Origin of the sequence: Azospirillum oleiclasticum, from assembly GCF_013423485.1 — a bacterium.
GTDB lineage: Bacteria > Pseudomonadota > Alphaproteobacteria > Azospirillales > Azospirillaceae > Azospirillum > Azospirillum oleiclasticum.
In genome coordinates this window covers 414206-438051 of sequence record NZ_JABFFR010000003.1, presented here as the reverse complement: position 1 = coordinate 438051, position 23846 = coordinate 414206, and the positions used below count along the sequence as shown (strand labels likewise).

At 69.4% G+C, this 23846-nt stretch carries 17 protein-coding genes; 9 read left to right on the top strand and 8 right to left on the bottom strand.

The window, feature by feature from the left end; translation table 11 throughout:
• Nucleotides 1–5 precede the first annotated feature (5 nt).
• From HL658_RS07060 to HL658_RS07045, 4 genes are all read right to left on the bottom strand, one after another.
• A complete protein-coding gene (locus HL658_RS07060; RefSeq protein WP_180281203.1) occupies nucleotides 6–1286 on the bottom strand; it encodes a TRAP transporter large permease in 1281 nt (426 codons plus the stop codon).
• On the bottom strand, nucleotides 1283–1876 hold the full coding sequence (locus HL658_RS07055; RefSeq protein WP_180281202.1) for a TRAP transporter small permease subunit: 594 nt from the start codon (nucleotides 1874–1876) through the stop codon (nucleotides 1283–1285). Before HL658_RS07055 ends, HL658_RS07060 begins: the two co-directional genes overlap by 4 nt.
• A gap of 70 nt (nucleotides 1877–1946) precedes the next feature.
• Nucleotides 1947–2930, bottom strand: a complete 984-nt coding sequence (locus tag HL658_RS07050; RefSeq protein ID WP_180281201.1) for a TRAP transporter substrate-binding protein — start codon at nucleotides 2928–2930, stop codon at nucleotides 1947–1949.
• A 38-nt stretch (nucleotides 2931–2968) separates the two neighbouring features.
• Complete coding sequence (locus tag HL658_RS07045) at nucleotides 2969–4159, bottom strand: pyridoxal-phosphate-dependent aminotransferase family protein (RefSeq protein ID WP_180281200.1); 1191 nt, start codon at nucleotides 4157–4159, stop codon at nucleotides 2969–2971.
• A gap of 299 nt (nucleotides 4160–4458) precedes the next feature.
• On the opposite strand from HL658_RS07045, the gene HL658_RS07040 reads away from it, so the two are divergent.
• Together HL658_RS07040 and HL658_RS07035 are read left to right on the top strand one after the other, a co-directional pair.
• Nucleotides 4459–7389: an FAD-binding and (Fe-S)-binding domain-containing protein gene (locus HL658_RS07040; protein ID WP_180281199.1), complete on the top strand. Its 2931-nt coding sequence runs from the start codon at nucleotides 4459–4461 to the stop codon at nucleotides 7387–7389.
• The gene (locus tag HL658_RS07035) at nucleotides 7386–8069 is read left to right on the top strand and encodes a GntR family transcriptional regulator (RefSeq protein WP_343055028.1); all 684 of its coding nucleotides are present in this window, start codon (nucleotides 7386–7388) and stop codon (nucleotides 8067–8069) included. Before HL658_RS07040 ends, HL658_RS07035 begins: the two co-directional genes overlap by 4 nt.
• Before the next feature lie 10 nt (nucleotides 8070–8079).
• Here the strand turns inward: HL658_RS07035 and HL658_RS07030 are convergent, their stop codons facing one another.
• Together HL658_RS07030 and HL658_RS07025 are read right to left on the bottom strand one after the other, a co-directional pair.
• Complete coding sequence (locus HL658_RS07030) at nucleotides 8080–8991, bottom strand: glycosyltransferase (protein ID WP_180281198.1); 912 nt, start codon at nucleotides 8989–8991, stop codon at nucleotides 8080–8082.
• A 21-nt stretch (nucleotides 8992–9012) separates the two neighbouring features.
• Complete coding sequence (locus HL658_RS07025) at nucleotides 9013–11289, bottom strand: glycosyltransferase (protein WP_180281197.1); 2277 nt, start codon at nucleotides 11287–11289, stop codon at nucleotides 9013–9015.
• 202 nt (nucleotides 11290–11491) lie between these two features.
• Between HL658_RS07025 and lptG the strand changes: the two genes are divergently transcribed.
• From lptG to glpX, 6 genes are all read left to right on the top strand, one after another.
• On the top strand, nucleotides 11492–12604 hold the full coding sequence (gene lptG, locus HL658_RS07020; protein ID WP_246337353.1) for an LPS export ABC transporter permease LptG: 1113 nt from the start codon (nucleotides 11492–11494) through the stop codon (nucleotides 12602–12604).
• A 101-nt stretch (nucleotides 12605–12705) separates the two neighbouring features.
• Entirely contained in the window at nucleotides 12706–14166 is a 1461-nt protein-coding gene (locus HL658_RS07015) for a peptidylprolyl isomerase (RefSeq protein ID WP_180281196.1), read from the top strand.
• Nucleotides 14163–15170, top strand: coding sequence for a 4-hydroxythreonine-4-phosphate dehydrogenase PdxA (pdxA, locus tag HL658_RS07010; RefSeq protein ID WP_180281195.1), 1008 nt, complete (start codon nucleotides 14163–14165; stop codon nucleotides 15168–15170). Before HL658_RS07015 ends, pdxA begins: the two co-directional genes overlap by 4 nt.
• Nucleotides 15171–15318: 148 nt before the next feature.
• Nucleotides 15319–16596 (top strand): LL-diaminopimelate aminotransferase, encoded by a 1278-nt coding sequence (locus HL658_RS07005; protein ID WP_180281194.1) that lies wholly within the window; start codon nucleotides 15319–15321, stop codon nucleotides 16594–16596.
• Complete coding sequence (locus HL658_RS07000) at nucleotides 16593–17885, top strand: homoserine dehydrogenase (protein ID WP_180281193.1); 1293 nt, start codon at nucleotides 16593–16595, stop codon at nucleotides 17883–17885. Before HL658_RS07005 ends, HL658_RS07000 begins: the two co-directional genes overlap by 4 nt.
• 40 nt (nucleotides 17886–17925) lie before the next feature.
• Nucleotides 17926–18915 carry a class II fructose-bisphosphatase gene (glpX, locus tag HL658_RS06995; RefSeq protein ID WP_180281192.1) on the top strand — a complete coding sequence of 330 codons (990 nt, stop codon included), beginning with the start codon at nucleotides 17926–17928 and terminating at the stop codon, nucleotides 18913–18915.
• A gap of 30 nt (nucleotides 18916–18945) precedes the next feature.
• On the opposite strand, the gene HL658_RS06990 is transcribed toward glpX, so the two are convergent.
• A complete protein-coding gene (locus HL658_RS06990) occupies nucleotides 18946–19437 on the bottom strand; it encodes a DUF29 family protein (protein ID WP_180281191.1) in 492 nt (163 codons plus the stop codon).
• A 111-nt stretch (nucleotides 19438–19548) separates the two neighbouring features.
• Nucleotides 19549–20646, bottom strand: coding sequence for a glycerol dehydrogenase (locus HL658_RS06985; protein ID WP_180281190.1), 1098 nt, complete (start codon nucleotides 20644–20646; stop codon nucleotides 19549–19551).
• A 156-nt stretch (nucleotides 20647–20802) separates the two neighbouring features.
• On the opposite strand from HL658_RS06985, the gene HL658_RS06980 reads away from it, so the two are divergent.
• The gene (locus HL658_RS06980; protein ID WP_180281189.1) at nucleotides 20803–23820 is read left to right on the top strand and encodes an NACHT domain-containing protein; all 3018 of its coding nucleotides are present in this window, start codon (nucleotides 20803–20805) and stop codon (nucleotides 23818–23820) included.
• The last annotated feature ends 26 nt before the right edge of the window (nucleotides 23821–23846 follow it).

The following is a 23846-nucleotide window of genomic DNA, read 5'->3' as shown; positions in this document are numbered from 1 at the left end:
ATGCCTCAATAGAACAGGTCGACCAGCGCCAGCGACACGGCCGGCACGTAGGTGCAGATCATCAGCACGACCAGCAGGGCGCCGATGAAGGGCAGGTTGACCTTCGTCGTCTCCCAGATGTCGGACTTGGCGATGGAGCAGGCGGCGATGAGCACGCTGGCCACCGGAGGCGTCTGCTGCCCGATGGCGAGGTTGAGCGTGACCACCAGCCCGAAATGCACGGGATCGATGCCGACCTCCGTCACCAGCGGCATGACGATCGGCACCACCAGGATGATGGCGGCGGCCGAATGCAGGAACATGCCGAGGATCAGGAAGGCGACGTTGAGCAGCGCCAGCACGGCGTAGGGGTTGGTCGTCACGCTGGCGATGGAGCCGGCGAGCTTCTGCGGAAGCTGCGCCTCCGTCAGGAAGGTGCCGATCAGCGCCGACGCGGCCACCAGCAGCATCACCACCGCGGTCTGCAGGCCGCCGTCAAGGGCGGCCTTGCTCAGATCCTTCCAGGTCAGCTCGCGGTAGATCACCACGCTGATGAACAGCGCCGCGATCACCGCCAGACCCGCACCCTCGGTCGCGGTGACGAAGCCGCCGAAGATGCCGCCCAGGATGATGACCGGCAGCAGGAAGGCCCAGGCCGCCTCGCGCGCCGCCTCCCACACGCGGCTGATGCGGAACCGTTCCTCGACCGGGAAATTGTACCGCACCGCCTGGATGTAGGCGGCGACCGCCAGACCGACCGCGCCGATGATGCCCGGCAGGATGCCGGCCACGAACATCTTGACGACCGAGGTCTGCGCCATCACGGCGTAGAGGATCATCGGGATCGAGGGCGGGATGATGATGGCGAGGCTTGAGGCCGACGAGCAGATCGCCGCCGCGAACTCCTTCGAGTAGCCCTTGCGCTGCATCGCCGGGATCAGGATGGTGCCAAGCGCCGCCACCCCCGCCACGGCGGAGCCGGAGATCTCCGCGAAGAACATCGAGGCGCCGATCACCACCATCGACAGCCCGCCGCGCACGAAGCCCAGCAGCGCCGAGGCGAAGGCCACCAGCCGGCGGGAGATGCTGGACGCGTTCATGATGGCGCCGGCCAGGATGAACAGCGGGATCGCGAGCAGCGGGAAGTTGGTGGCGCCCTCGAACATCACCAGCGCCACGTTGGGCAGCATGTCCGTGCCCTGGGTGGTGACGATGGCGGCCATGGCGACGAGGCCCAGCGCCACCGCGATGGGCACGTTGAGCAGGACGAGGGCCATCAGGCCGCTCAGCATGAAACCGATGGTCATGCCCGGCGCCCTCCCTGCACGGCGGCGGTCCCCATCGGGGCGGCGGCCGGGGCCGGATCGTGCGACACGCTGCGGCTGTCGCTCAGCGCGTCCTCCAGCTCATGGTCCTTGAAGCCGGAGCTGCGCGCCTCGTGCAGAAGCTTGGGCAGGCGCAGCGCCTCGCACAGCATGAACAGCACCGCACCCACCGGGATGACGGACTGGGTGAGTTGCAGGGGAATGTTCGGCAGACTGGTCAGCGTCATGCCTTCCAGGATCACCAGCACCTCCCATCCCATCCAGGCGAGCACACCGAAGAACAGGAAGACGCAGGCCTCGGAAAAGATCGCGGCGGCGACGCGCAGGCCGGGGGGCAGCGCGTTGACCAGGCCGGGAAAGCCGATGTGAGCGCCCTTCAACGCCGCGAGCGCGGCGCCGTAATAGGTCAGCCAGGCCAGCCCGACCGACGCCACCTCGTCGTACCAGGTGAGCGAGTGGCCGGAATACCGGAAGACGAAGCCGGCGACGATCAGCAGTGTGAGCGCCCCGACCAGGAGAATCAGGAAAGCCTCGAGCAGGCGCTCGAGCCCCGAGCGCAGCAGGTCCAACACGGGCGGGCTCCTTGTTGCGGGCGGCCGTGAACGGGAAACCCCTCCCCGGCGGGCGGGGAGGGGCCGTTCCTCACGACTTCTTGGCGAGCGCCAGCGCGCGGTCGACCAGGGGCTTGCCGTCCGGCACTTCGGTGGCGAAGGCCTTGTAGATGCCGTCGCTGGCCTTGACGAAGGCGGCCTTGTCCACCTCGTTCACCTGCATGCCGGCGGCCTTCAGCTTGGCCAGCAGATCGTCGTCCATCTCGGCGGCCAGCTTGTAGACGGTCGGCTGGACGGCGACGGCGGCTTCGGTCAGCACCTTGCGCACGTCTTCGGGCAGGCGGCTCCAGCTCCGCCCCGCGGTCAGATAGGCGGGGGTGTAGACGTGGCCGGTGAGGGACAGGTACTTCTGCACCTCCTGGAAGCGGGCCGGGTAGATCTGCGCGAAGGGGTTCTCCTGCCCGTCCATGACGCCGGTCTGGAGCGCCACGAACACCTCCGACAGGGCCATCGGGCTGGGGTTGGCGCCGTAGGTCTCGAACATCTTCACGCGCCACACGCCCTGCGGCACCCGCAGCTTGATGCCCTGCAGATCCTCGGGCTTGGCGATCGGGCGCTTGCTGTTGGTGATGTGGCGGAACCCGTTCTCCCACACGCCCAGGATCTTCAGGCCCTTCTTCTCGGCCTCCGGGTACAGGGAGGGGGTGACGATCTCGTCGCGGATGCGGGCCATGTGCTCGCGGTCCTGGACGAGGTAGGGCATCTCGAACATGCCGAAGACCGGCACCTCGGTCGACATCACGGTCGAGGGAAGCGACAGGTCGATGGTGCCGAGCTTCAGCTTCTTCATCATCTCGGAGTCGCCGCCGAGCTGGCTGGAGCCGTAGACGACGACCTTCGCCTTGCCGCCCAGCTTCTCGTTGGCGATGCGCGCGAATTCCTGCGAGGACCGGTCGAAGAGCGAGCCCGGCTCGCCGACATGGCCCAGCTTGATCTCGGTCTGCGCGGCCGCGGTGCCGGTGGCGAGCCCGCCGGCGACCAGCGCCGCCGCGATTGTCCTGCCCAGATAGCTCATCGTTCGTTCCCTCCCGTTTTTGTGATGAGTGGCCGGCGTCAGTCCGCCGCCATCTGCTTCGCGTCGCCGGCCTCCAGATACGCCATGGCGGCCTCGACGCCGCCCTTGCGGTGCGGCACGCCGGCCGCCGACAGCCCCATCTCGACGCCGGTCAGCGTGCCGAGCAGGGCGAGGTCGTTGAAGTCGCCGAGGTGGCCGATGCGGAAGACCTTGCCGGCCAGCCGGCCGAGCCCGGCGCCGAGCGACATGTCGAAGCGCTCCAGGATCACCCGGCGCAGCGCGTCGGCGTCGTGCCCGTCCGGCATCATCACGGCGGTCAGCGAGCCGGAATACTCGGCCGGCTCGGCGCACAGCACCTCCAGCCCCCAGCCGCGCACGGCGCGGCGGGTCGCTTCCGCATGGCGGTCGTGGCGGGCGAAGACGTTCTCCAGCCCCTCCTCCATCAGCATCGCCACGGCCTCCTTCAGGCCGTAGAGCAGGTTGGTGGCGGGGGTGTAGGGGAAGAAGCCGGTGGCGTTCGGCTTCAGCATGTCCTCCCAGTCCCAGTAGGAGCGGGGCAGGCGGTTGGTCTTGCTGGCGGCCAGCGCCTTGTCGGAAATGGCGTTGAAGCTGAGGCCCGGCGGCAGCATCAGGCCCTTCTGCGAGCCGGCGACGGTGACGTCGACACCCCACTCGTCGTGGCGGTAGTCGATGGAGCCCAGCGACGAGATGGTATCGACCAGAAGCAGCGCCGGGTGGCCGGCGGCGTCGATGGCGCGGCGGACCAGCGGCACCCGGCTGGTGACGCCGGTCGAGGTCTCGTTGTGGACGACCATGACAGCCTTGATCGTGTGGTCGCGGTCCTCGCGCAGGTGCTGCTCCACCGCGTCGGGCGGCACACCGTGGCGCCAGTCGCCCGGCACGAACACGCACTCGATCCCGAAGCGCTGGGCGAGGTTGCGCCAGAGCGTGGCGAAATGGCCGGTCTCGAACATCAGCACGCGGTCGCCGGGCGACAGCGTGTTGACGATCGCCGCCTCCCACGCGCCGGTGCCGGACGCGGGGTAGATGATCACCGATCCGGCGGTGCCGAACACCGGCTTCACGCCCTCCAGCACCTCGCGGCCGAGCGTCTGGAACTCCGGCCCGCGGTGGTCGATCGTCGGGCGGTCCATCGCCCTCAGCACGCGGTCGGGAACATTCGTCGGTCCGGGGATTTGCAGGAAATGCCGTCCGCTGCGATGCGCCATGGACGCGGTCCCTCCCAACTCGGATTGTTTTGTAGGCCAGCGGAATTATGCATGCAAAATGGATCGGCGCAAGCGATTATCTCCCTCGCCCGCCTCCAGCGGGAGAGGGAAGGGGCCGATGCGCCGCATGGGAAGGGTGAGGGCTAGGACTTTCGGCGAATCCTAGCCCTCACCCACCCGCTTCGCGGGCCCCTCCCTCTCCCACCGGGGGCGTACTAGGGGATTGAGGTGCGTGCGGGTCTTTGCATCTTGCATGCAAAACGTTAGACTGAAGCCAACAAGACCGTGGGGAGGAAGCCATGCCACTGGACGCCAACACGCGGCGCGCGGGGCGCGCGCGGATCGGGGACAGCGCGCTTGCCGGGCGGCTGAAGGCCGCCGTCGAGGGCGAGGTGCTGTTCGACGCCTTCTCGCGTGGGCGCTACAGCACGGACGCGTCCATCTACCAGATCGAGCCGGTCGGCGTGGTCGTGCCGAAGACCGACGAGGACGTGACCGCGGCGTTGACCATCGCGCGGGAGGAGGGGGTGCCCGTGCTGCCGCGTGGCGGCGGAACCTCCCAGTGCGGGCAGACGGTGGGCGAGGCGTTGGTCATCGACTGTTCCAAGCATCTGAACGGTGTGCTGGCGCTCGATGCGGAGTCGCGGGTGGCGGTGGTGCGGCCGGGCATCGTGCTGGACCATCTGAACGCCGGTCTGAAGAAGCACGGTCTGTGGTTCCCGGTGGATGTCTCGACCTCGGCGCAGGCGACCATCGGCGGTATGACGGGCAACAACTCCTGCGGCACACGCTCCCTGCGCTACGGCAACATGGTGCACAATGTCCGCGCCATCGAGGCGGTGCTGGCCGACGGCACCGAGCTGCGGCTGGACGGCGGCCCGCCGGAGAGCGACCGCCACCGCGACCTGCTCGCCCGCATGACGGCGCTGCACGCCCGCGAGGCGGACGAGATCGCGGCCCGCTTCCCGCCGGTGCAGCGCAAGGTCGGCGGCTACAACATCGAGCGGCTGGGCGGCGACACCCCCAACCTCGCCAAGCTGATGGTGGGGTCGGAGGGGACGCTGGGCTTCTTCCGGCGCATCACGCTCGACCTGTCGCCGCTGCCCCGGCACAAGACGCTGGGCGTCTGCCACTTCCCGACCTTCCGCAGCGCCATGGAATCGGCGCAGCACATCGTGGCGCTGAAGCCGGCGGCGGTGGAGCTGGTCGACCGCACCATGATCGAGCTGGGTCGAGGCATTCCACTGTTCCGCGCCACCATGGACAAGTTCATCCGCGGCGAGCCGGAGGCGCTGCTGCTGGTGGAGTTCGCCGGTGAGGATCACGCGGAGGAGGTGGCGAACCTCGCCCGGCTGGTCGAGCTGATGGGCGACCTGGGGCTGCCGGACAGTGTGGTCGAGGCCATCGACCCCGCCTTCCAGTCGGCGATCTGGGAGGTGCGCAAGGCCGGACTGAACATCATGATGTCGATGCGGACGGAGGGGAAGCCGGTCTCCTTCATCGAGGATTGCGCGGTGCCGCTGGAGCATCTGGCCGACTACACCGAGCGGCTGACCGCGGTCTTCCACAAGCACGGCACCGAGGGCACCTGGTACGCCCACGCGTCGGAGGGCTGCCTGCACGTGCGTCCCGTCCTGAACCTCAAGCAGGAGATGGAGGTGCACAAGATGCGCGCCATCGCGGAGGAGGCCTTCGCGATGGTGCGGGAGTACAAGGGCTCCCACTCCGGCGAGCATGGCGACGGGCTGGTGCGGTCGGAGTTCCACGAGTCCATGTACGGGCCGCGCATCGTCAACGCCTTCCGCGAGGTCAAGCGGGCCTTCGACCCGGCCGGGTTGATGAACCCCGGCAAGATCGTCGATCCCCCGCGCATGGATGACCGCACCCTGCTGCGCTACAAGCCCGACTACGCGCCGGTGCCGGTTGAGACGGCGCTGGACTGGTCGGCGTGGCCGGGCGGATTCCTCGGTGCGGCCGAGATGTGCAACAACAACGGCACCTGCCGGAAGTCCGACCCCAACGTGATGTGCCCGTCCTACCGCGCCACCAAGGACGAGATGCACGTCACGCGCGGTCGGGCCAACACGCTGCGATTGGCGCTGTCCGGCCAGCTCGGACCCGACGCGCTGGCGTCGGACGGTGTGCATGCCGCACTCGACCTCTGCGTCTCCTGCAAGGGCTGCAAGCGCGAATGCCCCACCGGCGTGGACATGGCGCGCATGAAGATCGAGGCGCTGCACCAGCGCCGCAAGACCCACCCGCTGCCGCTGCGCGAGCGGCTGGTGGCGTGGCTGCCGCGCTACGCGCCCTGGGCGTCGCGCGTGGGCGCGCTGCTGGGCCTGCGCGAGCGCATCCCCGGCCTGCCGGCGCTGATGGAACGGGTGTCGGGCTTCAGCCGTCACCGCGCGCTGCCGCGCTGGCACCCGAGCCCCTATCGCGACGAGGGGCGCGACGAGAGCCGCACCGGCACGGCCGGGGAGGTCGTGCTGTTCGTGGACAGCTTCAACCGCTGGTTCGAGGCGGACAACGCCCGCGCGGCGCGCCGCGTGCTGGAGGCGGCCGGCTACACGGTGCACGCCGCGGTCCCGCCGGGCGGCGGTCGTCCGCTCTGCTGCGGTCGCACCTTCCTGGCCTCGGGGCTGGTGGAGGAGGCGCGGGAGGAGCAGCGGCGGCTGGTGGCGGCGCTGTTGCCCTTCGCCGAGCGCGGCGTGCCGATCGTCGGGCTGGAACCGTCCTGCCTGCTGACGCTGCGCGACGAGCTGCTGGCGGTGCTGCCGGGTGCCGACAGCGCGACGATCGCCGGGCAGGCGCTGCTGTTCGAGGAGTTCCTGGACCGCGAGCGGGCGGCCGGGCGGCTGAAGCTTCCGCTCAAGCCGCTGGCGTACAAACGCGCGGTGTTGCATGGTCACTGCCACCAGAAGGCGTTCGGGGCGGTGCCGCCCATCGAGCGCGTGCTGCGGCTGGTGCCGGGGCTGGAGGTGACGACCATCCAATCGACCTGCTGCGGGATGGCCGGCTCCTTCGGCTACCACGCCGAGCATTACGAGGTGTCGATGCGGATGGGCGAGCTGGGGGTGCTGCCGGCGGCGCGGGCCGCCGGGCCGGACGAGGTGCTGGTGGCCGACGGCACGAGCTGCCGCCACCAGATCAAGGACGGGACGGAGCGGACGGCGGTGCACGCCGCGGTGCTGCTGGCCGAGGCACTCGACGGGAAGGACGGGGGGCGGTGAACAAGATCCTGCGGGGCAGCCTGCACGACGAGGTCGTCTCCCGCCTGCGCGACATGATCGTGGAGGGCGACCTGCGTCCCGGCGAGCGGCTGAACGAGCGCGAGCTGTGCGAACGGCTGGGCGTGTCGCGCACGCCGCTCCGCGAGGCGTTCAAGGTGCTGGCCAGCGAGGGGCTGGTGATGCTGCTGCCGAACCGCGGCGCCCGCGTCACCCGGCTGACCCGCCGCGACATCGAGGACATGTTCCACGTGATGGGGGCGCTGGAGGCGCTGTCCGGCGAGCTTGCCTGCACCCGCATCGCCGACGACGCGGTCGCCGAGATCCGGGCGCTGCATTACGAGATGCTGGCCCACTACGCGCGGCGGAACCTGCGCGAGTATTTCCGGCTGAACGAGCAGATCCACCGGGCCATCCTCGGTGCCGCCGAGAACCCGGTGCTGACCGCCATGTACAACAGCCTCGCAGGCCGGGTGCGCCGTGTCCGCTTCATGGCGAACATGTCGTCGGAGCGCTGGGACGAGGCGGTGCGCGAGCACGAGCGCATCCTCGACGCGCTGGTCCGCCGCGATGGCGCCGCCCTCGCCGTCATCCTGCGCGCGCATCTGGAGCACAAATGCGCGGTGGTGCTGGAGTCAGACTGCATCGACGCGGAGGAGACGGCGGAGGCGGTCGCCGGGTGACCGCCCACCGTCAGAGCATGTGCCGGCCGAAGGCGTAGCCGGCGACGTAGTAGACCTTCAGCAAGCTCGGAAAATCGGTGTTGGGCATGCCCTCGACGTCCAGGGCGCCGAGCGCCTGCAGGTCCATGGGCACCGACGGGATTTGGTAGTCCCGGCCGATCTCGCGGTTGGCGATCACGTCGGAATAGCCCTGGTAGAACTGCCGGCGGAGCATCCAGCGCCGGGTCAGCCGCTCCGGGTGGACATGGTGGAACGTCACCGCCCGCGGCTCCCACCACGCCGTCGCCCCCTCCTGGCGCAGCTTGCTGAAGACGATGCCCTCGTTGGTCATCAGCGATTCGGCCCGGCGGCCGAGCGCGGGGTTGAAGCCGCGGTCGGCGAGGAGGGCGCGGCGGAAGGCGCAGTTCCCCTCGCCGAACCATTCCTGCGGCCTGAGGAGCCGCGGCTGGTCGCTCCAGCGCCAGCGGCAGGACAGCAGTTGGACGACATCGCCGGTCAGCCAGTCCGGCGGCTCCACGTCGGCGAAGTCCGGCTCCACCTCGCCGGCGACGATGTCGATCGCCTCACCCTGCTCGTGGAAGGGGGCGATCAGGCGCGCCAGCCAGCCGGGAGCCGCCCGCTCGTCGTCATCGATGTAGGCGATGATCGGGTGGCGTGCCGCCACGAGGCTGCGGTTGCGGGCGTGGGCGACGCCGGGCCGCGGCTCGTGCTCGTAGCGCAGCTCCACCCCGCGCCGGCGGAACGCCGGCGCCGCCGCCCGCGTCACCGGTTCGGCACCGCGGTCGGGGTCGTTGTCGATCACCAGGATGTCCCGGCGGCCGAAGGGGTTGTCCTGGCCTTCCAGGCTGGCGAGGCAGGCGGCGAGAAGTGCCGGGCGGCGGTGCGTGCAGACGGCGACGCTGACGTCGATGGGATCGTGCATGGTCGGCTTTCGGCTTGCGCGTCAGACGGCGGCGTGCACGATGCGGAGGTCCGGCATGCCCCAGCAGCCGACACCCATGTCGGCCGCCATGGCGGCCAGACCCTCCGTCTCGATGTAGCCGCGGTGCGGGTAGGGCGGAAAGCACAGCCCCTCCCGGTGCAGGTCGGCGCGGACCAGCAGCGCCGTGCCGCCGACCCCGTTCACCGGAACGATCCCGCCGCCGCTGAAGGCGTCGAGATAGAGGCGGCCGGCCCCTCGCGGCGGCTGGTAGATGCCGTCGATCATGTGGCGGGAATCCTCCACCGGCCCGTGACCGGGCGCGATGCGGAAGGTGTTGAGGTCGAAGGTGCGGCCGTCGGGCAGCACGCAGTGCGGCACCACCACGTCGCGCCGCGCGGCGAGCATCCGGCGCAGCAGATCCTCCGGATAATCGACCAGATCGGCGTCCAGCCACAGCACCCACGCCTCGTCCGCCAGGGCGCCGCTGAGCAGACGGTTGCGGGCGCGGGCCAGGATGGCGCGCCGCTGGCGCTGGATGCGCGCGTCCCAACGCGGCACGGTCGGGCGGAAGCCGAAGTCGTGGTGCAGCAGTGTGACGCGGCGGTAGCGGACGCGCAGTTCGGGCAGGCGGGCTTCCAGCAGCGCGCGCGTGCCGTCGCCGCTGTCGCTTTCCAGGATCCCCAGCGACAGGCGGGCGGGGTCGTAGGACAGGCGGTCGAGAAGCTGGAAATAGCGGGGCAGGTGCCGGGCCGCGTCCTTGGCGGGGGTCAGCACCAGCACCGCCGGATCGGGCTCCGCTGCGGCAGCGGCTGGCGCCGCGGACGCCGGGAGAGGCGGCGGCAGCTCCAGCATCGGCAGGCGGGAGGCCAGCTCCTCCAGCACCGCGCGGGCGCGCTCCCCCTCGAAGCGGGCGGTGGCGTGCCGCCAATGCACGTCGAAATGCGCCGCGTCGAAGGTGTTGGCGCCGTGCACCACGTAGGTGTAGAGCCGCGGCAGATCGAGGGCGGCCATCCGCACCGTGCGGCGCAGCCGTTCCACGACCGGCGTGTCCTCGCCCCGCCGCAGCGCCGGGTAGCGCGGCATCGCCGCCGCCTCGCAGAGCAGCGAGCCTTCCCAGTCCCGCACCGGCGACACCGCGACACGCCCCGCCGTCGGCCACCACATCATCCAGCGCGCCAGCACGCAGGCGCGCGCACCGGTCAGGGACAGCACCGCGAGTTGGTATTCCAGCCGCTGCGGGTCGTAAAGGTCGTCGTCGTCCCACTGGCAGATGTAGGCGCCGGCGGCGTGGTCGAGTGCGGTGTTGCGCAGCTCGCCCAGGCTCCGCCCCTCGTCGGGCAGGCGCAGCATGCGGATCTCCGGCCGGGCGAGGCCGCGGACGATGTCCGCCAGCGTGTCGTCGGGTCCGTCATCGACGATGACCAGCTCCCGGTTCGGCCAAGTCTGCGCCAGGAACGCGTCGATGGCGCGGCGCGCAAGGGCCGGCCGGTCGCGGGTCACCATCAGGCAGGAGATCAGCGGCTGTCCGCCCGGCGACGGTCCGGCCGGTGGGGCGGGCTCGGTCGGGTCGTTCACCTGCACCCGCACGTCGGTCGGCAGGCGCCCGTGGGCCGCATCGCCGCGGAACCAGGTTCCGTCCCAGTGATGCAGGACATAGGCGTCGCGGGTCGCGCGCTCCCAGAACTCCAGGTCGAAGACGCGGCCGTTCCAGCAGTCGTCCTTGTCCACCGGGTAGAAGCGGTGCGGCGGCAGAAGCATCACCCGGTCCCGCTCGGGGAAGCTGTCCCAGGCGCGCGTCAGCAGGAAGGGGCCGGTGGCGTCCAGCACATCCTCCTCGTTCCGCGCCTCGACGATGCGCGCGAGGATGTGGCGCCAGAAGGGATGACCGGGCACGGAGGCGATCACCGACGGGCACAGGATGCGGGCGAGCCGGCGCTGCACCGCCTTGTCGAGCGCCAGATGGCTGTCCGGCTCCGTCCCGATCACGAATTCCGCACCATCCAGCAGCGGATCCATCGGGCGCAGGCAGTCGCAGTCGAGATCGGCGTAGACGCCGCCATGCTTGAGCAGGATCAGGTAACGACCGAGGTCCACGCGGCAGATGGCCGTGTGGTAGCCCGCATAGACCGGCAACAGCTCCGGAAACTCCTCCGCGACCAGCCGGTCGATGTCGGCGTCGGTCCACAGGCGATAGGCATGGTCCGGATGGTGCCTCTTCCAGTTTCTCTGGAAGCCACGATAAGCGGCTGGAATGTCGACGGTTTTCCACGTCTGGTGGATGATGCGGGGGATGGTCATGCGCTGTTCCGGAACCCGCGGCTGCCGCCCCGCGGAGGGTGGGCGACCGTTCGTTGCCCTTCCCCGCAAGCAGAATACCGCCGTATGCAGCGCCCTTCTTAGCGCAGGGCGCGGAGCACTGCATCCCAGAAATCGGCGCGGCGGTGGCGTGACAAGGAATGGCGGTTGCGGCACTTCGGCCGCGCTTGTTCCGGTGCGGTGGATGCCGTACATAGCGTCGATGTACACGTCGGTCACCCTGTCCCGCTACATCGGGCGGCAGTTCCTCACCTGGTTCTGCCTGCTGCTGATGATCCTGCTGGCGGTCATCCTGCTGCTCGACACGGTCGAGCTGCTGCGCCGCGCCGGCAGCAAGCCCGGCATCACCTTCTGGCTGGTGCTGCAGATGGCGCTGCTGAAGCTGCCGGAGATCGGCCAGCAGATCTTTCCCTTCGTGGTGCTGTTCGCGGGCATGTTCACTTTCTGGCGGCTGACGCGGAGCGCGGAGCTGGTGGTGGCGCGCGCGGTCGGCGTGTCGGCATGGCAGTTCCTGATGCCGGTGCTGATCGGCGCCGCGATGATCGGGGTGGTCAAGGTGTCGGTGATCAACCCCGTCGGTTCGGTCTTCATCGCCAAATACGACCAGCTCGAAGAGCGCTACCTGAAGTTGAAATCCAGCGCGCTCGACCTGTCGAAGGCCGGATTGTGGCTGCGGCAGTCGGACGACCGCGAGCAGTATTTCATCCACGCCGAGGGGGTGAAGCCGGAGACGTTGGAGCTGACCGACGTGATCGTCTTCCGCCTCGACTCCGCCGGCACGCTGCTGGACCGGGTGGACGCGCCGCGCGCGACGCTGCGCGCCGGCCGCTGGGACCTGCAGAACGCCATGCTCTACAAGGGCAAGCAGGAGCCGGTGGCGCTGGGGGTGCATTCCATCCCCACCGGGCTGGACATGGCGGCGATCGAGGAGAGCTTCGCGCCACCGGAGACGATCTCCTTCTGGGCGCTGCCGCGCTTCATCCAGACGTTGGAATCGACGGGCTTCCCGGCGGTGCGCCACCGCATCCATTATCAGGCGCTGCTGGCGCAGCCGCTGCTGTTCTGCGCCATGGTGCTGTTCGCCGCCGCCTTCTCGCTGCGCATGCCGCGGCGCGGCGGCACCATGCTGATCGTGTCGGGCGGCGTGCTGACCGGTTTCGTCGTGTTCGTGTTGACCGACATCATCCGCACGCTTGGCATGTCGGAGACCATCCCGGTCGCCATGGCGGCCTGGAGCCCGTCGATCATCAGCATCCTGTTGGGCGTCGGCGCGCTGCTGCATCTTGAGGATGGTTGAGGTGGGCGGGATGCACCGCGCCTCATTGTCGCCAAGGACGAGGGTTTACATCGAAAGGAAGGGGGCCGTATAACGGCCACCGTTTCAGGAGCAGGAGCACCATGCCGAGTTTGCGAGCCGTGCGGTCCCTTCTTGCCGCCACGACCGCCGTCCTAGTGGCCGGCATGGTCGCCCAGCCGGCCGCCGCCCAGCAGCGCGCCGCGACCCAGCCGGCCGCCGCCCGTCCGGCTGCCGGCCCCGGCACGCAGTCGGAGCGCATCGCCGCGGTGGTGAACGAGGATGTGGTGTCCATGTCGGACGTCTACGCCCGCATCCGGCTGGCCCTGCTCAACGCCGGCCTTCCCGACAGCCAGGAATCGCGCCAGCGGCTGGTGCCGCAGGTGATGCGGCAGCTCGTGGACGAGCGGTTGCAGGTGCAGGAGGCCAAGCGCATCGGCATCACCGTCACCGACAAGGAGGTGGACGAGTCCGTCGGCCGCATCGCCGAGCAGAACGGCATGAACCGCCAGCAGCTCCAGAAGGTGCTGAGCGACCGCGGCACGCCGATGTCCACCCTGCGCGACCAGCTCCGCTCCACGCTGGCCTGGCAGAAGCTGCTCCAGCGCAAGATCCGCCAGGAGGTGGTGATCGGTGACGACGAGATCGACGCGGCACTCGAACGGATGAAGGAGAACATCGGCAAGCCGGAGTATCTGGTCGCCGAGATCTTCCTGTCGGTCGACAACCCCGCGCAGGAGGACGAGGTCCGCCGCGTCGCCGAGCGTCTGAGCGACGAGATCCGTCGCGGCGGCAACTTCGCCGCCGTCGCCCGCCAGTTCTCGCAGTCGGCCGGCGCCGCCACCGGCGGCGACATGGGCTGGATCCGCCAGGGCGAGCTGCGGCCGGAGCTGGACGAGGCGCTGCGCAAGATGCGCCCCGGCACCCTGTCCCCGCCGGTGCGCACCGCCGACGGCTACCACGTGCTGCTGGTGCGCAGCCAGCGCACGGTCGGCTCCAACGCGCCGCCGGAAATGCCGCGCCCGCAGCCCGCCGCCGCCCCGCGGCCGGAGCCGCGGCCCGACATCAACCGGACCAAGGTCCAACTCGCCCAGATGATCTTCCCGGTGCTGGAGCCGACCGATGCCGGCCGCAAGGCCGCCAAGGACCGCGCCGAGGCGGCCCGCAAGAGCATCAGGAGCTGCGGCGACTTCATCGAGAAGGCGCGGGCCAGCGGCATTCCCGAAGCCGGCGACATGGGCATGCTCAACGCCAAGGACCTGCCGAAGCCGTTGCAGCAACTCGTCGTCAACATTCCCGTCGGGCAGCCGAGCCCGGTGCTGAACAGCGCCGCCGCCTCGATCCTGCTGATCGTCTGCAAGCGCGACATGCCGATGATCGAGCCGCCGGCCCCCGCCGCGGCCCCGCCGCCCCCGCCTCCGCCGCCGCCCGTGCAGCCGGCCAAGACCACGCTTCCCACCCGCGACGAGATCGAGCGGGAGCTGGTGAACGAACGGGCGGAGATGCTGTCGCGCCGCTACCTGCGCGACCTGCGCCGCTCCGCCTTCATCGAGTACCGGACGTGACCGCCCTCCCGCCGCTCGCCGTGACCATGGGCGAGCCGGCCGGGATCGGCGGCGACATCGTGCTGAAGGCCTGGGCGGCCCGCCGGACGGACGGCGTGCCGCCCTTCGTGATTCTGGACAGCCCCGCCCGTCTGTCGGACCTCGCCCGCCGCATCGGGCTGGAGGTGCCGGTGCGCGCGGTGGAGCGGCCGGAGGACGCCGCGGCCGTCTTCGCCGACGCGCTGCCGGTGCTGCCGCTGGAGCTGCCGGCCCCGGTGGTGCCGGGGCGCCCTGATCCCGCCAACGGCGCCGCCGTGATCGCCGCCATCGACCTTGCCGTGGAGCTGGTGCAGGCCGGGCGCGCCGCAGCGGTGGTGACCAACCCGATCCAGAAATCGGCGCTCTACGCCGCCGGCTTCCGCCACCCCGGCCACACCGAGTATCTGGCCCACCTCGCCGGCATGGCCGAGGAGCCGGTGATGATGCTGGAGGGCGGGGGCCTGCGGGTGGTGCTCGCCACCATCCATCTGCCGCTGGCGGCGGTGCCGGGCGCCCTGACCACCGACGCGATCGTGCATGTGGGGCGGGTGACCGCGGCGGCGCTGGCGCGCGATTTCGCCATCCCCCGGCCGCGGCTGGCCGTCGCGGCGCTCAACCCGCACGCGGGCGAGGAGGGCACCATGGGCCGCGAGGAGATCGAGGTGATCGCCCCGGCCGTCGCCGCGCTGCGTGAGGCGGGCATCGACGCCGACGGGCCGCGCCCCGCGGACACGCTGTTCCACGCCGGCGCCCGCGCGCGCTGGGACGCGGTGCTGTGCATGTATCATGACCAGGGCCTGATCCCGCTGAAGACGCTGGATTTCGAGACGGGCGTCAACGTGACGCTGGGCCTGCCCTTCGTCCGCACCTCCCCCGACCACGGCACGGCGCTGGACATCGCCGGAACGGGACGGGCGAGCGCCTCCAGCCTGCTCGCCGCGCTACGCACGGCGGCGCGGATGGCCGCGGGGCGGAGCGGCGCTTAGCCCCGATCCCCCGTCGAAGCGTGTATTGCCGCCGCACCCCGTCCATTTCGCTGGCGTCGGCTGGGCTGCGGCGCTAGATAGGGGGTCCCCGGTTCGCCCGTGATCTTCCAACCGCAGCCCGCGGACCGGTCTGGTTCCCGGAGCGTCCATGAGCGAGTCTGATTTCCACCGGATCAAGCGCCTTCCGCCCTACGTCTTCGCCGAGGTGAACGCCATGAAGGCGCGAGCCCGCGCGGCCGGTGAGGACATCATCGACCTGGGCATGGGCAATCCCGACCAGCCGACACCGCAGCACATCGTGGACAAGCTGTGCGAGGCGGTGCAGAACCCGAAGACCCACCGCTATTCGAACAGCCGCGGCATTCCGGGCCTGCGCCGGGCGCATGCCGGCTATTACAAGCGCCGCTTCAACGTGGACATCGACCCGGAGACGGAGTGCATCGTCACCATCGGGTCGAAGGAGGGTCTGGCCAACCTCGCCCAGGCGATCACCAGCCCGGGCGACATCATCCTGGTGCCGAACCCCAGCTACCCGATCCACCCCTTCGGATTCATCCTGGCCGGCGCCTCCATCCGCCACCTGCCGGTGGGTGCGGAGAACGGGACGGGGACGGACGTCGCCAGCTTCCTTGACATGCTGGAGCGCGCCGTCCGCCACAGCGTGCCGAAGCCGCTGGCGCTGGTTCTGAACTACCCGTCCAACCCGACGGCGCAGGTGGTCGGCCTCGACTTCTACAAGCCGATCGTCGAGTTCTGCCTCAAGCACGGCATCTACATCCTGTCGGACATCGCCTACGCCGAGATCTATTTCGGCGACGAGCCGCCGCCGTCGATCCTGCAGATCCCCGACGCGCGCGAGATCGCGGTCGAGTTCACCTCGATGAGCAAGACCTACAGCATGGCCGGCTGGCGGATCGGCTTCGCCACCGGCAACCGCAAGCTGATCACCGCGCTGGCGCGCATCAAGTCCTACCTGGATTACGGCGCCTTCACGCCGATCCAGGTGGCCGCCGCCGCCGCGCTGAACGGCCCGCAGGAGTGCGTGGACGTCATCCGCAACACCTACAAGCAGCGCCGCGACGTGCTGATCGAGGGGCTGGCCGCCGCCGGCTGGCAGGTCCCGACCCCGCCCGCGAGCATGTTCGCCTGGGCGCCGATCCCGCCGCAGTTCGCCCATATGGGCTCGCTGGAATTCTCCAAGCTGCTGCTGCAGGAGGCGCAGGTGGCCTGCGCGCCCGGCATCGGCTTCGGCGAGTACGGCGACGGGCATGTCCGGCTGGGGCTGGTGGAGAACGTCCACCGCATCCGTCAGGCCACCCGCAACATCAAGGACTTCTTCCGCTCCAACGCGGCGGGTGCGGCGGCCAGCCACGACCCGGCGGCGCGGGCGGCCCTCCTGCAACCGGTGAAGGCGAAAGCGTCGTGACGGAGCCCCTGAAGATCGCCGTTGCCGGCCTGGGCACGGTCGGCGCCTCCACGGTCAAGCTGCTGACGGAGAAGGCGGAGCTGATCCGCCAGCGGACCGGCCGCCGCGTCGAGGTGGTGGCCGTCAGCGCCCGCTCCCGCGGCAAGGACCGCGGGGTGGACCTGTCCACCTTCCGCTGGTTCGACGATCCCGTCGCCATGGCCGCCGACGGCGGCGCCGACGTGGTGGTGGAACTGATCGGAGGCTCGGAGGGGCCGGCCCGCCGCACGGTGGAGACGGCGCTGGAGACCGGCCGCCATGTGGTCACCGCCAACAAGGCGCTGATCGCCCATCATGGCACCGCGCTGGCGAAGGCGGCCGAGGGCCGCGGCCTGTCGCTGGCCTTCGAGGCGTCGGTGGCCGGCGGCATCCCCATCATCAAGGGGCTGCGCGAGGGTTTGGCGGCCAACGACATCACCGAGGTGCACGGCATCCTGAACGGCACCTGCAACTACATCCTGACCGAGATGCGCCGCACCGGCCGCGACTTCGCCGACGTGCTGGCGGAGGCGCAGGCGCTGGGTTATGCCGAGGCCGATCCCAGCTTCGACATCGATGGGGTGGACGCGGCGCACAAGCTGGCGGTGCTGACCGCGGTCGCCTTCGGCTGCCCGGTCGACTTCGCCAACGTGCATGTGGAGGGCATCCGCCACGTCTCCGCGGTCGATTTCGACTACGCCGACCAGTTGGGATACCGCATCAAGCTGCTCGGCATCGCCCGGCGCCTGGACGGTGGAGTCGAGCAGCGGGTGCATCCCTGCATGGTGCCGAAGGACACGCCCATCGCGGCTGTCGATGGCGTGTTCAACGCCGTCGTGGCACAGGGCGACTTCGTGCAGCGCGTGGTCTTCGTCGGCCGCGGGGCCGGGGCCGGGCCGACCGCGTCCGCCGTGGTGGCCGACATCGTCGACATCGCCCGCGGCTGCCGCACCGCCACCTTCGGGGTGCCGGTCGATCGCCTGTCGCGGCTGGAGCCGTTGCCGATGAGCGCACGGCAGGGGGCTTACTACGTCCGCCTCATGGTCGTGGACCGCCCCGGCGTGATAGCGGACATCGCGGCGGCCATGCGCGACGAGAACGTGTCGATGGAACAGATGCTTCAGCGGGGACGGGCACCCGACGAGGGTGTGCCGGTGGTGCTGACCACCCACGACACCGACGAGGCGTCCATGCAGCGGGCGCTGGCGGTCATCGCCGCCCAGCAATCGGTGCTGGAGCCGCCGCGGATGATCCGCATCGAATCCTTCTGAACCAGAACCGGGCAAATCAAGGAATCGGGAGATAACAACAATGGAACACCGTGTCGACCTGTCCGGGATGGACCGCAACCTGGCGCTGGAGGCCGTGCGCGTGACCGAGGCGGCGGCGCTCTCCGCCTCGCTGCTGATGGGCCGCGGCAACGAGAAGCTGGCCGACCAGGCCGCCGTCGATGCCATGCGCCAGGCACTCAACACCCTGACCATCGACGGCACCGTGGTGATCGGCGAGGGCGAGCGCGACGAGGCGCCGATGCTCTACATCGGCGAGAAGGTCGGCACCGGCGTCGGGCCGAAGGTGGACATCGCGCTCGACCCGCTGGAGGGCACCACCATCACCGCCAAGGGCGGCCCCAACGCGCTGGCCGTGGTGGCGATGGCCGACGAGGGCGGCTTCCTGAACGCCCCCGACGTCTACATGGACAAGATCGCGGTCGGCGCCGGCTTGCCCGAGGGCGTGGTTGATCTGGACGAGAGCCCGGCCACCAACCTGAAGAACCTTGCCAAGGCCAAGGGCACCGAGGTGGAGGAGCTGCTGGTCTGCATCCTCGACCGCCCGCGCCACGCCGAGCTGATCGCCCGGGTGCGTGAGGCGGGGGCGCGGATCATGCTGATCTCCGACGGCGACGTGTCGGGCGTGATCGCCACCAGCCAGATCGGCGCCGGGGTGGACATGTATGTCGGCTCGGGCGGCGCTCCCGAGGGCGTGCTGGCCGCGGCGGCGCTGCGGTGCATCGGCGGCCAGTTCCAGGGCCGGCTGCTGTTCCGCAACGACGACGAGCGGGGTCGTGCCGAGCGCTGGGGCATCAAGGACCTGAACAAGAAGTACAGCATGATCGAGCTGGCCAGCGGCAACGTCATGTTCGCCGCCACCGGCGTGACCGACGGCGCCATGCTGCGCGGCGTCCGCCGCTTCGGCGGCGGGGCCATCACGCATTCGGTGATCATGCGCTCCAAGAGCGGCACCGTCCGCTACATCGAGGCGCACCACAACTTCAAGAGCAAGCCCGGCCTGCCGAAGTAAGGGCTGGTCTTCCGGTTGCGGAGCGGCGGTTCAGCCGCCGCTCCAGCGCGCCCGCAAGGACTCCATCGCGCCGGTGATATCAAGCTCCTCGTCCACGAGTTGGGCGAGCGTGAAAGGGCATTCGGCGGGGAGCTTGGGAATGGGTTCGCCGTAGTCCTCGAATGACTCTGTGACCCGCTTTATCGTGTATCGCCACAGCCGCTCCATGTCGATTTCTTTGCGCATCGACCGGCGGTACTCGATGACGATCTCCTGATGGAAGTTGCGGCACTCGTTCCGCCAGTGTCCGATTACCTCCGAGTTGCGCGTGCATGCCGCCTTGGTTAGGTGGGCCATCAGGTTGATGAGCTGGCTCTTCACCTTTGCGAGCATGGCGTGTGCCGAATCCTCCAAGAATTCCAACATCCCGTCACGGTCGAACCCGGCGGTGTCAGCCGGCAGGCCGCGTATCGCCTCGATCTGGGCCAGCGCCCAGCCGTAAGGGTCGTCGCGGGGGGTGAGCTTGCCGTAACCATCGGGCATGGCATGTCACTCGGGAGAATTGGTCCGTTCTCACAGTATAGGAGCACATGGCGACAATAAAAAGGGCGCGCGGATCGCCCCGCGCGCCCTTCCGCAGGTATGGCCCAACGGTTACCGGAGCGCCTTCCGCCGCCGCCCTTCCGCATCCGCCGCCTTCAGCGCCGCCAGAACACGGTGGGGGGTGACCTCGTAGGGCTCGTTGTGGATGGTTTCGCCCTCCGCGCAGGCGCGCTCGGCGGCGAGCAGCAACCGATCGTCGGTCACGGCGCCGAGCCCGATGTCGGCGAGCGTGGTCGGCAGGCCGATGCTCTCGCAGAAGCCGTAGACCTCGTCGATCACCGCGGCCGGGCGGCCGGTCAGCATCAGCATGGCGAGCGTGCCGATGGCGACCTTCTCCCCGTGCCAGTAACGGTGGGTTTCCTCCAGCGCGGTCAGGCCGTTGTGGATGGCGTGCGCCGCCGCCAGCCCGCCGCTTTCGAAGCCGAGCCCGCTCAGCAGCGTGTTCGCCTCGACGATGCGCTCCAGGGCGGGGGTGACCACCTTCTGCTCGCAGGCGCCGCGGGCGAGCACGCCGTACTCCAGCAGCGTGTCGTAGCAGAGCCGGGCCAGCCCGAAGGCCGTCATCGGCCCCATGCGGCCGGTCATGTTGCCGCCGCGCTTGACGCGGCAATCCTCCGCCTCGAACCAGGTGGACAGCGCGTCGCCCATGCCGGCGACCAGGAAGCGGACGGGGGCGTGCGCGACGACGCCGGTGTCCACCAGCACCAGATCCGGGTTGCGGGGCAGCACGAGGTAGCGCTTGAACGCCCCTTCGGCGGTGTAGATGACGGACAGGGCGCTGCACGGGGCATCGGTGCTGGCGAGCGTGGGAACGACGGCGCAGCGGGCGCCCAGCGCGTGGGCGACCGCCTTCGCGGTGTCCAGTGCCTTGCCGCCGCCGATGCCGACGACGACGTCGGCCTTGCCGGTGCGCGCGATGGCGGTCAGCCGGTCGATCTCCTCGTCGGAGCATTCGCCGCCGAAGGCCTGGATATCGACCGTCAGACCGCCGGCCGCGGCGTCGGCGATGCGGCCCTTCAGGTCCGGAAGCACGAACGGGTCAACGACCGCCAGGGCGGTCCCGCCGAGACGGCCGAGCTCCTCTCCCAGGCTCTCCAGGGCGCCCTCGCCCTGCACGTAACGGGCCGGGAATATCGCGGTGGTGATCATTCTGTCTCCTCCTCCGCGGGATGATCAGCGGAGTATGCAGGATCGGCGCAGGTCGCGCCTTGATGTGGCTCAAGTCGATGGTGGCCAGCACTTTGCCTTTGCGGCGTTCGTGGAAATTTGAGACAAACAGGTGGTAAGAATTCGGAGGCGATGGGGATGGCGGGCAAGGCCGATTTATTCACCAAGGTCCTGGTCGTTCCGCTCGCCAAGGGCTTGCTCCGCCGGGCGGGGCTGGAGGATCTGGCGGAAAGCGGCGCCGCCCTGCTGAACGACGCCGCCCGCCGCACCGACGCCGAGCAGGCCCGGCAGGAGGCGGCCCGGCTGGCCGAGGATCTGGTCTCCTCCATCGTGTCCCGCCATGCCGCCACATTCGAGGCAGACGGTACGCCGGTGCGGGTCGAGGCGGTGGCCGAGGCGTTGGGCGCCGTGATCGCAGAGGCGGCGACTCCGGAGGGGCTCCTCGCCCGCAACCTGGATCCGCGGCGACTGGTGGAGGAGCTGGCAAAGGAACCGCCGTCCGCTGATTTCGGCGTGGCCGAGCGGGAGTTGTACGAGTCCGCGCTTACCGACCTTGCCGCGGGGTTGGTTGACAGGGCCGCGGATCTGAAGGGGTTCGACCGGGCGTTCCAGCGGGAGGTGCTGGAGCGGCTGCCAACCGAGCAGGAGCGCCGGAAGCGGCGCGATCAGGTGCGGCTGGAGTATGAGCACCGTTACGCCGCCCATGTTCAGCGAGCAAACAACCGCCTTGAGCTCTTCGGATCGGATCTGCCGGCTGAGGCCAGAGAACAGGCGCTATCCGCTGCCTATACCACTCTCTGCCTGAATCGAAACGCGGCCACGGCGGAAGAATTTGAAAGAATATTTGCAAGCCATTTGTTCGCCACTGTTGATACGGAAAACCGCCGGCTCCTGGTGCGCGGAGAGGCTGGCGGCGGTAAAACTACTCTGCTGCGTTGGGCTGCCATGGAGATGACAGAACCGCGCAGCCACTTGGGCAGTGCGGTGAGTGAGCTCTTCAACGGTAGCTGGCAGCGACAGCGGTCGTTGTTCGACATAGTCTTGCGCTGGCGCCGTTGCCTGCCCGTATTGATCCGGCTGCGTGATTGCCCCGATGGAATCCCACCGGTCCACCAGTTCATCGCGCATGTGGAGCGGGTGATCGGGCCGGCGCCCGAGGGCTGGATGGTGGAGGCGCTGACCGGCGGCGGCGTGTTCGTGATGCTGGACGGCGTGGACGAGGTCGCGCATTTCGACCGGCCAAGGGTGGCCGAGGCGATCGGCCAGCTTGTCGCCGCCTATCCCAAGGCGCGCTTCGTGGTCACCACCCGGCCGGCGGCGGTGCCAGCGGGATGGCTCGCGCGCTACGGCTTCGCCGAGGCGACCATCGCCCCGCTGACCGCGCGGGACCAGGGGGAGCTGATCGGGCGCTGGCATCACGCCATGGCCGCCGCGGTTCCAGTGGAGCGCCGCGGCACACTTTACGCCAAGGAACAGCGGTTGCGTGACCGGCTGGACGACACGCCGTCGCTGGCGCGGCTGGGCAGCAACCCGCTGATGCTGGCGATGCTGTGCGCGCTGAACTACCGCATCGAAAGCGACGTTCCCGACCGCGCCTTCGAGCTGTGCGACAAGCTCTGCACCCTGCTGGTGGACGAGAAGGACCGGGAAAGCCGTCTGCGGCGGGACGTGATGCACCCCGTCTGGGCCGGGCTGGATGGCAAGCGCAAGCGCGCGCTGATGCGGGAACTGGCCTTCTACCTTGTGGACGGTCCCGGCAGCGCCATCGGGTCAAGCATCCGGGTGGAAACCGCCGACCGCATCCTCTCCGGCATGCTGGAGTCCTTCGGCCATGCCGGCGAGGCGGTGGAGCCGTTCCGCCGCGCCGTGGTCGAGCGCTGCGGCCTGCTGCGCGATTCCTCGCCCGGCCGGCTGGACTTCCTGCACAACACGCTGAAGGAGTTTCTGGCCGCCCAGCATTTCATCGAGATGCGGCTGGAGGACAAGCTGGCCGCCCGCGCGCGCAATCCGGAATGGCGCAACGTCCTGCTGTTCGCCGCCGGCGGCGGTCCGCGCCCCTTCGTGGACAGCCTGTTCACCCAGATCGCCGAAGCCGCTGACACAGAACCCGCGGGCAAAGTGAAGCGCCGTCTGCAAGTGATGGCCTGGGCCGTGGGCACGGTGGCGGTCGCCCTGTCACCCGCGCTGCGCGCGCGCCATGCCGAGCTGGAAACCACCCTCATCCCGCCGAAGACGGTCGAAGAGGCGGAACTGCTGGCCGAGGCCGGCGAACAAGTGCTCGACCCGCTGATCGCCGCCAAGCCCCGCAACGTCCGTTCCACGGCCGCAACGGTGCGCGCGCTTCTGCGCATCGGCTCCGGCCGCGCCAAGACGGCGGCCCTCGGTCGTTACGGATCCGATCTGCGCAAGGCCGTCATTGATGAGCTGGTCGGGTCCTTCAACCCGCTGGACCTTCCGTCGGTCCAAAAGCTCCTGCTGGACGGTTTGCCGCTGGAAAACGGATGGCGGCGGATGGTGACGGACGTGTCGCCGCTGGCGACGTTGACGGGCCTGCAAACGTTGGATCTTTCGGATAGCTTGGTCAGCGACCTTCGCCCGTTGGCGTCACTTCCCTGTCTGGAGGCGCTGTTCCTCGGAAGAACGCCTGTGAAGAACATCCAGCCGCTGTCCGCGCTGGACGGGTTGACCAATCTCGACATCAGCGACACTCCGGTCGCGGACATTTCCGCGCTCGCCGATCTGGTGGAACTGTGTCGGCTCAACCTGTCGGGTCTTTCGAACCTGCACGATATCTCGACGTTGGCGGGTTTTCGTTCCCTTCAAATGGTTGAGCTGTATGGGACCGCAATAATCGACCTGTCACCCTTGGCCGGCTTGGAGAAATTGGAGATCCTAGGATTGGGCGCGATCCGCGAGGTCGATCTCCGCTCCTTGAGCGGGCTCACGTCCCTGAAGCAACTGAGTCTCAGGTCGTCGGGCATCACCGACCTGTCGCCGCTCGCGACGCTGACCGGTTTGGAGATCATCGAACTCGCCGGGATCGCCCCCACCGACCTCTCCCCCCTCGATTCCCTTCCCAACCTGCGCACCGTCATCCTCCCCGACGGCACGATGCAGACACGCTCCATTCCCGGTTCACTCGTTTCAGGATCGTAGCAAGCCATACGATTCATGCTTGGATG